1 protein-coding gene is annotated in these 1,575 nt (G+C 45.3%); it reads right to left on the reverse strand.

Annotated elements, in window-relative coordinates:
• Positions 1–113 precede the first annotated feature (113 nt).
• Positions 114–1,575 (reverse strand): group II intron reverse transcriptase/maturase (gene ltrA / locus AB4503_RS25070; protein ID WP_372115881.1); only part of this gene is annotated, 1,462 nt, incomplete at its 5' end.

The raw sequence follows: 1,575 nt of genomic DNA on the forward strand, positions 1-1,575 counted from the left end.
TTGTCGGATAGGCGACACTCGTTGCCGAGTGCCACCCTCCTAAGAACCGTACGTGCAACTTTCACTGCATACGGCTCAAGCCTCCGCTAAGGCGTATTACGTTACCCAGCAACCTAGATAGCAGTCAAAGCAGGATCAAACCAAGAGTGACGGCTTTCCTTTTTCGGTTTCCTCTTTGCCAAGTAATCTTGGTGCTGAGGATCGAACGGTGTAGCCGCACTTCGGATCTTCACATGTCTTTTAATTGGCGTTTTCGCTATTTGAGCCAAGTTGTAGTGACAGTCCATATTCGCAATTTTCTGCCAACCATGAAATTGCCAACCACCACTTCTGTTCATGTAGTATTTGCGCCTTACCCAGTCTTTTGATTTAGTAGGATGGCGTCTTACCGCCCATCGCCACAGTAGCCAGAAGATTTGATGACCGAGATAACCGAAAGTACGTTTTGCAACGCAGTGGCGATAATAATTCGCCCAACCCTTCAGTTTAGGGTTCAATAGTCTGATAAGATCATTGACTGGCATTGTTGCGTGCTTCTTAATGAGTTCGCGCAAGTTTCCCAAGAAGGAGAGAACGTTAGTTTTACTCGGTTTGATGAGCAGTTTTCCTTTGTACTTCCTGAGGTTAAAGCCCAGAAAATCAAAGCCATCATCTATATGAGTAAGGTGCGTTTTCTCTTCAGAGAGTGCCAACCCTCTCTCTTTTAGAAAATCAATCAGTCGTGGTTTGACTTCGTTAACAAGAACATCTTTTGATGAACCCGTTATCACAAAATCATCCGCATAACCTATAAAGTTAACTCGTTCTCCCGATTTCTTAGCCACTTCTTTTACGAGTCTTTCTAAACCCGCAAGTGTCAGTAACATAAGCGTTGGGGAGATAATTCCGCCTTGCGGAGTTCCTTCCGAAGTTCGGTAGAACAAGCCCTTATCGATATAGCCTGAGCCTAACCACTGCTTCAGCATCCTTTTGTCTATTTGAACATGTTCAAGTAGCCATTCATGCCCGATCATGTCAAAGCAAGCCTTAATGTCACCCTCTAAAACCCAACGACCTGAACGCTTAAGACACAGGCATTTGAAGCATTGTTGAATTGCATCTGCCGTACTGCGGTTAGGGCGAAAACCGTAGCTATTTGGATCTGCTACTGTTTCCGAAATTGGCTCCAAAGCAAGCAGATACAACGCTTGTTGCGCTCTATCTATCATACATGGAATGCCTAGAGGTCTGAGTTTGCCATTCTTTTTCGGGATGTAGACGCGTCTGAGAGGTTTAGCTCGATAGCCTTTTCGATTCAATTGATTCACAGCGGTCATTCGACGAGCATCCGTATTCCAGATGACACCATCTATTCCAGGAGTGTTACTGCCTTTATTTTGGGACACTCGCTTCACAGCCAGTAATTTAGCTGCTCTGGAGTGCGTTAAGACCCACTGCAAAGCTTTTGCTTTACTGTGTTTTCCCTCTCGGGTTGCTTTTGCAATGCGCATTTGAAGCTTTAACACGTGCGACTCGACGGCTTTCCAATCGATGGATTGCCACTGAGTGCCATTAGGAGAGGCACTAACTTCTGAT

It is taken from the genome of Vibrio sp. 10N.222.55.B11, from assembly GCF_041473705.1.
GTDB classification, from domain to species: domain Bacteria; phylum Pseudomonadota; class Gammaproteobacteria; order Enterobacterales; family Vibrionaceae; genus Vibrio; species Vibrio crassostreae_C.